The following is an 8138-nucleotide window of genomic DNA, read 5'->3' as shown; positions in this document are numbered from 1 at the left end:
ACCAGCCTAGAGGTTCGGGCCTGTTTTGTTCTCTGGTAGAGCAGAGCAGGCTCAGGGCTACTGAAAGCCCGCTCCGTACCGCTTAGCGGTCGGAGTCGGGTAGTTTACAGGTTTAGGCGTATCGACAGGGGCCATCCCCTGTGACAGGATGCGAACAGGATATCGAGGCCGATATTCTCCTGGACTCTGTTTAGCCTTTCTCTGGGCTTGTTGCCTGTGTAGTCTGTCTGTACTCTATCTTTTTCTTGGATGGTCTCATGAGCGATAACTTGTATTCCTGGTTTCCCCGGGCCTTGGTGATTGGCGCTGCGGTTGTGGGGTTGTCGAGCTTGCCTGCAAGGGCTCAGCAAATTACGGATCCCAGCCCAGCTCAAGCGGCCACCAATGTTGAACCTACCTCGCCAATCTCGGCTTCTTTTCGCAGCCAAGATGGAGTCAGCGTGCGTCCGGAAACGGTGAGGGTTTTCCTGGATGGCCAAGACGTCACTTCCCAGTCGGTGATTACCCGCGATTTCTTCACCTATCGCCCTGCCCAACCTCTGCCGCCGGGGCGCCGGGAAGTTCTGCTGGAGTTCACCAATACCCAGGGGGTGACCCGCCGCGTGACCTGGAGCTTCACCGTGGGTAGCCCTGTCCGCGCTTCCATCGACCTGGTGGATCACAATGCCGGCAGTCGCCCCTTGGCAGCGGGAGAAATCCTGTTGGTCACCGTCAAAGGTACCCCTTCCAGCCGGGTAACGGTTTACCTCATCCAGGATGGACGGCAAGTGCAAACCTTGCCGGCTCAGGAAGTTTCCAGCGGCACCTATGTAGTGAACGCCCTAATCGAGGCGAAAGATACCACCCGGGAAGGGATCGTCGTCGCCCGCCTGGAAAATGGTGGCCAAGTGCGCTTCATGACCGCCGAACAACCGGCCCGCCTGATCGAAGGGGCCACCGGGGGCATCCAGCGGCTGACCACCCAAGAGGTTTCCGCTACAGTCAGCGCCCCCAGCCCCCTCTTGCCTCAAATCACCAACCTGCAGGATGGGGATCGGGTTTCCGGTTCTTCGTTTACGCTGCAGGGCACTACAGCTCCCAATGCTTCGGTGCGGGTGAATGTAACGGCTTCGACCTCTCTGGGGGGCATCATCAGCGCCCAACAGACCGTGACCAACCAAACGGTGCAGGCAGATGCCCAGGGCCGTTTCACCATCACCGTTCGGCCTCCCATTCCGGCCTCTGGCACGGTGTATCAGGTGAATCTCACGGCCACTTCCGGCAACCAAACCAGCCCAACGGTAACCCTGCGCCTTACCCAGCAGTAGGGGTTCAAGGGATCCCAATCCATCCCGATAGCCTTCCCCCCACCCATCAAGGGATCTGGGCAGCCTTCCATGTCCAGCAGTTCAGACTTCCCTCTCTCCCCTGGGAGAAGGGCTGGGGGTGAAGGCTCTATCATCTTCAATTCCCAGGGATCCCTTGCCGGCTTGTAGGGGAGTTTTGGATAGAGGAGACTGCATTTGCCAGCGCCACAGGATCCCGGCCATGATCAAGGTGGGCAAAACGATCATCCCGACCACCACTGGCATTTGCTCCGGCAAGGCCAAGTAAGGGCCACCATACTTGATGGCTGTGCTGATCCCGGCGGCAGCCAGCATCAACTTCAGGGCAAACCAGACTGTTTTTTGATTCATGACTTATGGTCACTAAATTCACGATGGGCTGGGGTTGCTGACCATGGCAGTGAGAATGCCGGCAATGGTTTCCAGCTCCTCAGGTACCCGATACAGCGTTAAGTCTTGTTTGATCACCTGCTGATGGGCAAGAATTTGTCCGAACTGCCAGATAGACCCCATCGTCACTGCACCGTAGATCTGAGCCTGCTGCTCCACCTGCGCCAGGGCAATCATTTCTACAGCCATTTGCACAAAGGCCCGCGTTAGATCGTCCTTTTTGGCTTCAACCACCAGCAGGATGTTCTTCCCTCGCAACAGATAATCGAGGCTGCCCTTCAACCAATTGTTGACCATCAGGGGATACTCCAGCCGCAAAGGAACTCGACAATGGAGAGCCACTTCGGTCAGCACAGGAGCCACCAGCAATTCCCGCCGCGCTGTTTCGCTGGTGAGGCTAACCAAAGGTAACAATTGTCGGATCCGATCTTTCAGAACTGGGGTTTGAGGTGGAGCAGGGGCAACAGGCCATGTCCACTCCCCAATTTCCAGTTGATAGCCAAACTGAGCCAAGATTTCATCCGGCTCGTAGGGCATCTCAAAATAAGAGCGAAAAGTATAGGATTCGTCTTCTTTAAGAATGGAGATGTTCAGCATCGGGTTCAGGAGAAGCCACGCTCAGTCCGGCACAGCTAGGGCTGCTTCAATCCGCTCTTTCAGGGTGGTCACCACTTGTTCAATGGGAATTTCCGTGGCTTGGCCGCTGGCCCGCTCGGTGAGTTCCACCTTGCCCTGTTTGAGGCTGCGCCCTGTGGTGATGCGGTAAGGGATCCCGATCAGATCCGCATCTTTGAACTTGACGCCGGCCCGCTCGTCCCGGTCATCCCAGAGGGTCTCGATGCCGGCAGTAGCGAGATCCTGCACCAGTTTCTCTGCCACGCTCATCTGCTCGGGGTCGGAGATGTTGGGCACCACCACCACTACGTGATAAGGGGCAATGGCCACGGGCCAGATGATGCCATTGGCATCGTGGGACTGTTCCACCGCCGCCTGGGCCAAGCGGGATACCCCAATGCCATAACAGCCCATCCACAGGGGCTGCTCGGATCCCTGCTCGTCGGTAAAAGTGGCCCGCATCGGCAGCGAGAACTTGAGGCCTAGCTGAAAGATATGGCCGATCTCGATGCCACGGGCCGTTTCCAGGATCTGGTCGGGGTTGAGCAAACACCGATCCCCCGCTTGCGCTTTGCGCACATCCACCACTTCCGGCAGGGGATATTGCTCGCCCCAGTTGGCCCCCACCACGTGCTGCCCCACGTGGTTGCTGCCGGTCACGAAGTTCTGCAGCAGAGCTGCCGTCTGGTCGGCCAAGCGCAGGATCTGGGGGGCAAGGTTTTTCTGCCGGCCCAGACAGCTATCCGGCAAATCAGGAGCGATGTAGCCCACCGGGATGGGATCCCCCTGCCAACTGTTCTGGATCTCGGCATCGGCCAAGGCGAGCTTGAGCAATTTGCTGGCTTGGTAGCGCTCTGCCAGGCGGCTGAGGTGGTTGGCCAGTTTGACCTCATTGACTTCTTGATCCCCGCGGATGCTGAGCAGCACTGCCACCCGCAGGCCGTTGTCGTAAAGGGCTTGGTAGAGGACGTTTTTAACGATCAGGGTAGAGGAGATTTTTAGGAAAGCGGCCAGCTTCTCGATGGTTTCGGTTCCCGGCGTATCCAGAACCTGGAAGGCGGTGTAGGGAGACTCTGCCGCTGGCGGCGGGATGGAGACGGCCTTCTCCACATTGGCAGCATAGGAGCCATCGGGCGTGTAGAGGATCTCATCTTCTCCGGCAGAGGCCAGCACCATAAACTCCTGCGAGGCCGCCGATGGACCCCCGATCGCCCCGGCATCAGCATCCACCACGCGAAACTCCAGCCCACAGCGCCTGAGGATGCGGCTATAGGCTCGGTACATATCCTGGTAGGTCTGGCGCAGGCTTTCCTCGTTGGCGTGGAAGGAGTAGGCGTCTTTCATGATGAATTCCCGCCCTCGCATTAGGCCAAAGCGGGGTCGAATCTCATCCCGGAACTTGGTCTGGATCTGGTAGAGCGTCTGCGGCAACTGGCGATAGGAGCGGATGAGATCCCGGGCCAGCAAGGTGATCACCTCCTCATGGGTGGGGCCTAGGGCCTGCTCACGTCCCTGGCGATCCTTAAGGGCAAACATGATCCCTTCCGCCTGGGTGTACACCTCCCAGCGGCCCGACTCCCGCCAGATCTCTGCCGGCTGCAGCTGGGGCAAAAGACACTCCTGAGCGCCGATGGCGTTCATCTCCTCCCGGATAATCTCCGAGATCTTTTGCAGCACCCGCCAGAGGAGCGGCAGATAGGTGTAGATCCCTGGGGAGAGCCGCCGGATAAAGCAGCCCCGCAGCAGCAATTTGTGGCTGGGCAACTCGGCCTCGACGGGATCCTCCCGCAGCGTTACAAACAGCATCTGGCTCAGTCTCTGGCTTTGTTGCATCCCTTCCCTCCCTCTGAGGACTCCTCCCGCTCGCACGATCAGCTCAAACTTTCCCGCCCTGTTTGGGATCCCCTGCCCGAGAACGCAGGCCGACCTAGAGTCGCTTGGGGTGAAGCTAGGCGGGAGTGAGCGTCCGCCGCTTGGTGACCATCTGGTACACCTCGATGATGTCGCCTTCCTGCCAGGATTGGAACTTGTCGATGCCGATCCCACACTCGAAGCCCGCAGCCACTTCCCGCACATCGTCCTTGAAGCGCTTCAGGGAGTCTAGACGTCCCTCGTAAACTACCTCACCTCTGCGGCGAACTCGCACCAGAGCATTGCGCTGCACCTTGCCCGAGAGCACATAGCTGCCGGCAACCGCACCGCGCCCGATGGGGATCACCATGCGCACCTCCGCCTGACCCAGCGGCTCCTCTACTTCTTCCGGCTCCAGCAGGCCCTCCATGGCCGCCCGCAGATCGTCCAGCAGGTTGTAGATGATGTCGTACTCCCGCACGTCCACGCCCTTGTCATCGGCAGCCTGGCGGGCGCCGGGGGCCAGGGTGGTGTTGAAACCGAGGATGATGGCGTCGCTGGCCGCAGCCAAATCCACATCGGTTTCCGTGATCTCGCCAGGGGCCGCCAGCAGAACCCGCAACTGGACTTCCTCTTGGGGCAAATCCCGCAGCGCTGTCTGAATGGCTTCGGCGGATCCCTGGACATCCGTCTTGATGATCAAGTTCAACTCCTTGAGCTGGCCTTCTTGGGCTTTGGCGGAAACGCTACCCAAGCTCACGCGACGAGACAGCAGCGCCTGTTGCAGACGGGTTTGCCGCAGCGCTTCTGCCCGCTCTTGGGCAATGCGACGGGCTTCTTTTTCGTCAGTGTAAACCTGGAACTCATCGCCGGCTGCCGGGACTTCATCCAGGCCTAGCAGTTGTACCGCCGAAGAGGGCCCGGCTTCTTGCAACCGCTGGCCGCGATCGTCCATCATCGCCTTGACCCGACCCAGAACGGCCCCGGCCACCAGGGTGTCTCCGACCCGCAGAGTGCCATTTTGCACCAAGAGGGTAGCCACCGGCCCGCGAGCTTTGTCCAGGTGGGCCTCGATCACCGTGCCGCGAGCGGGACGATTGGGGTTGGCCTGCAGCTCCGCCACATCGGCCACCAATAGGATCATCTCCAGCAGAGCATCCAGGTTACGGCGGGTGAGAGCGCTCACCTCCACCATGGGCGTGTCGCCACCCCACTCCTCTGGCAATAGGCCGTGCTCCGCCAACTGCTGCTTGATGCGCTCTGGCTGGCTGCCGGGCTTGTCGATCTTGTTGATGGCCACGATGATCGGCACCTGAGCCGCCCGCGCATGGCTGATCGCTTCCAGAGTTTGCGGTTGTACCCCATCGTCGGCGGCCACCACCAAAACCGCAATGTCGGTGACGCGGGCTCCTCGGGCACGCATGGCGGTAAAAGCCTGGTGGCCGGGAGTATCCAGGAAAACGATGCGCCGCTTCTGGCCTTCGAAGTTCACATCCACATGGTAGGCACCGATGCGCTGGGTGATCCCGCCAGCCTCTCCCTGCGCCACTTTGGTGTCGCGGATGGCATCGAGGAGGGTGGTTTTGCCGTGATCCACATGGCCCATGATGGTCACCACCGGCGGACGCGAGACCAGATGGTCGATGTCCTCCACATCCAGCATTTCGGTTTTTTTGGCCTCGGGTTCTGCCTTGGGTCGGCGAATCTCATAGCCCAACTCTTTGGCCACCAACTCGGCCAGCGACTCATCCAAGACCTGGTTGATGGTCACCATCACCCCCTTGAAAAAGAGGGTTTTGATGATCTCAGTTTCGGCCACGCGCAGGCGATGGGCCAATTCCTGAACGGTGAGGCTGCCATCCAAGAGCAACACCTTCTCTTCGGGCAAGGGCTCTGTCCCGCTAGCGCGATCGGCAGCACCAGCCTCAGCGGAGGTGGGTTGCTGCTGCAAACGGGCAGCAGGGCGGGGGCGGGCAGGGGGAGCAGCCGTTGCCGCGGGTGGGCGATAGGAAGGAGGCTTGGCGGTGGGGCGAGCCAAGGGCTTGAGGGCGTTCAGCTCAGCCTGCTTGACCGCTGAAATGATGGTCATGGGATCCAAATCCAAACCATCTCCATCTCCTTCCCCCCGTCTCCGACTGCGTTTGCGTTTGGCTTGGACGCGGGCAGCCCGCCGACTGAGAGCTTGTAGCTCGTCGTCCTCTTCTTCTTCCGTTTTGCGCTTGACCTTGGGTGGGGTAGGTCTTACGGGAGCCTCCGCCAACACTGGGCTGGGACGTTCCCCAGGGATTCTTTCTGGCAAGGGAGAGGCAGCATCTGGGTCAGGGGGAGCCGGCTTGGCCACAGGACGGGTAGGGGGCCCCACCAATTCCATCCGCCGCTGCGGACGAGGAGCTTCACCGACTTTGCTGCTGCTGACACTGTCTTCTTTGGTTGCCGGGGAGCGCGTGCCAGGGCGAACGGGTGCGCTCACCAGTTGTGGACGGGGGCGCTGCGCAGGTGGAGGAGAAGGAGCTTTTTCTTCCGCAGGCTGAGGAACGCGGGCGTGGCTGGGGGATGGTGCTTCTGAGGGGCTGGGGCGACTGGGCTCGGGAGCTTTTTGCGGCGGTTCAGGCCGCTCTGCCGGCGGTTTTGTCCCGGAGGTAGCTCGTTGAGGGGGCGAGAGTACAATTGGGCGCTTGGCCACAGGACTGGGCTCCGAGCCGCTGGCTTTGGCCGCGGCAGACTCAGAGGGAGTGGGAGGGGTTGCCGGTTGAGAAACAGTCTCCGGCTTTTGGGTGGCCTCAGACGAGCGGACAAGAGGGGTAACCTGCCGCCGCGGTGGGCCTATGAGCTGAGCACCACCAGCCGATCCCTTTTCGGGGGAGACTCGCTCAGGTCGAGACAGCGAGGTCTTGGCAGCCGGCAGAGTTTCAGCCGTCTTGGCTTCGCCAACTGGAGCTGGCTGCTGAGCAGGCGCGGGCCGACGAATGCCGACGATCGCGCTGGCGGTGCCGGGAACTTTCTGCTGAGGGCGCTCACCGACTTTGGCTTCAGCAGGAGGCTCCGGCGGCAGGCTTTCAGATGGGGGTTTGGGCCGGGGTCGAGGAGGTTTCACAATGTGGGGGGCGCCCAGCTTGCTGCGCACCAACTCAGCTTGCTCCGGAGAAATGGTGCTGCTGTGGGTTTTGAAAGGGATCCCCAGTTGCTCACAAACCTCCAGCACATCCCGACTGTCACGCCCCATCTCACGGGCAATATCATAAATTCGAACTTTATCGGTCATTCGTCTGCTAGCCTCTGCTCCTTTACTTCTCGTCAGTTTTACTATCCAAACTCAATGGGAACCAAGTTATTGGGTTGAGCCGAACCTTTCGGGCTTGCGGGGGCTTCCTCCGGCGCATCGAGAACAGCTCGGCAATCCTCCGGGGATCCGGCCTGAAGGGAACCCAGGTCTGAAGCTGCTCTGGCAACATCCACAGGGGACATCCAGTAAAGCAACCGAGGAAGAACGAGCAAATGTCAACAGCGCCTCCAGAATAACCTCTCTGCAGCTCCTCCAGCCTGACCTCAGTTTTCCGGCCAACTCCCATTCTGACAGTTGAGAGGGGCTGTCGTGTAGTTCGCAACCTGATGAACCTAAAAGGGCGTTTAAATATCTTACCTATGTTTGGGAATACCTCTAAGGCTCAGGCTTTTGGAGGAGATGTCCCTGGGAATCTTGCTCAAGAGAATCCAGCAGCCGTTGGAACAACGAGTCAGGCACAGGTGCCTTGAGGGCTCGGTTTATCTGTTGCTTGCGCCGGGCTGCTTGCAGACATTCCAGCCGCCGACAGACATAGGCAGAGCGCCCCATACCCCCGCCCAAAAGCACTTGGTGGGAATCAAATTGTCTGACCAGCCGCCACAGTTGTGAGCGAGGAAACAACTGGCGACACCCTACACAACGACGCAGCGGATCGGCACCCGGCAAGAGACTCT

At 60.0% G+C, this 8138-nt stretch carries 6 protein-coding genes; 1 reads left to right on the top strand and 5 read right to left on the bottom strand.

The features are described from left to right. Positions 1-257 precede the first annotated feature (257 nt). Positions 258-1307 (top strand): hypothetical protein, encoded by a 1050-nt coding sequence (locus ACVWXE_RS10670; RefSeq protein WP_238376920.1) that lies wholly within the window; start codon positions 258-260, stop codon positions 1305-1307. An 81-nt stretch (positions 1308-1388) separates the two neighbouring features. On the opposite strand, the gene ACVWXE_RS10665 is transcribed toward ACVWXE_RS10670, so the two are convergent. From ACVWXE_RS10665 to ACVWXE_RS10645, 5 genes are all read right to left on the bottom strand, one after another. Continuing rightward, complete coding sequence (locus ACVWXE_RS10665) at positions 1389-1676, bottom strand: hypothetical protein (protein ID WP_457442920.1); 288 nt, start codon at positions 1674-1676, stop codon at positions 1389-1391. A gap of 18 nt (positions 1677-1694) precedes the next feature. Beyond that, positions 1695-2312: a hypothetical protein gene (locus ACVWXE_RS10660; protein ID WP_011432755.1), complete on the bottom strand. Its 618-nt coding sequence runs from the start codon at positions 2310-2312 to the stop codon at positions 1695-1697. Positions 2313-2333: 21 nt separating this feature from the next. Next, the gene (locus ACVWXE_RS10655; RefSeq protein ID WP_457490284.1) at positions 2334-4163 is read right to left on the bottom strand and encodes a proline--tRNA ligase; all 1830 of its coding nucleotides are present in this window, start codon (positions 4161-4163) and stop codon (positions 2334-2336) included. Between the two features lie 115 nt (positions 4164-4278). Further along, positions 4279-7443: a translation initiation factor IF-2 gene (gene infB / locus ACVWXE_RS10650; RefSeq protein WP_457490283.1), complete on the bottom strand. Its 3165-nt coding sequence runs from the start codon at positions 7441-7443 to the stop codon at positions 4279-4281. Positions 7444-7839: 396 nt separating this feature from the next. After that, positions 7840-8130, bottom strand: a complete 291-nt coding sequence (locus tag ACVWXE_RS10645) for a YlxR family protein (protein ID WP_011432759.1) — start codon at positions 8128-8130, stop codon at positions 7840-7842. Between the last annotated feature and the right edge of the window lie 8 nt (positions 8131-8138).

Source organism: Thermostichus sp. MS-CIW-41 (assembly GCF_054058915.1).
This window is presented reverse-complemented; position numbering and strand designations above follow the sequence as displayed.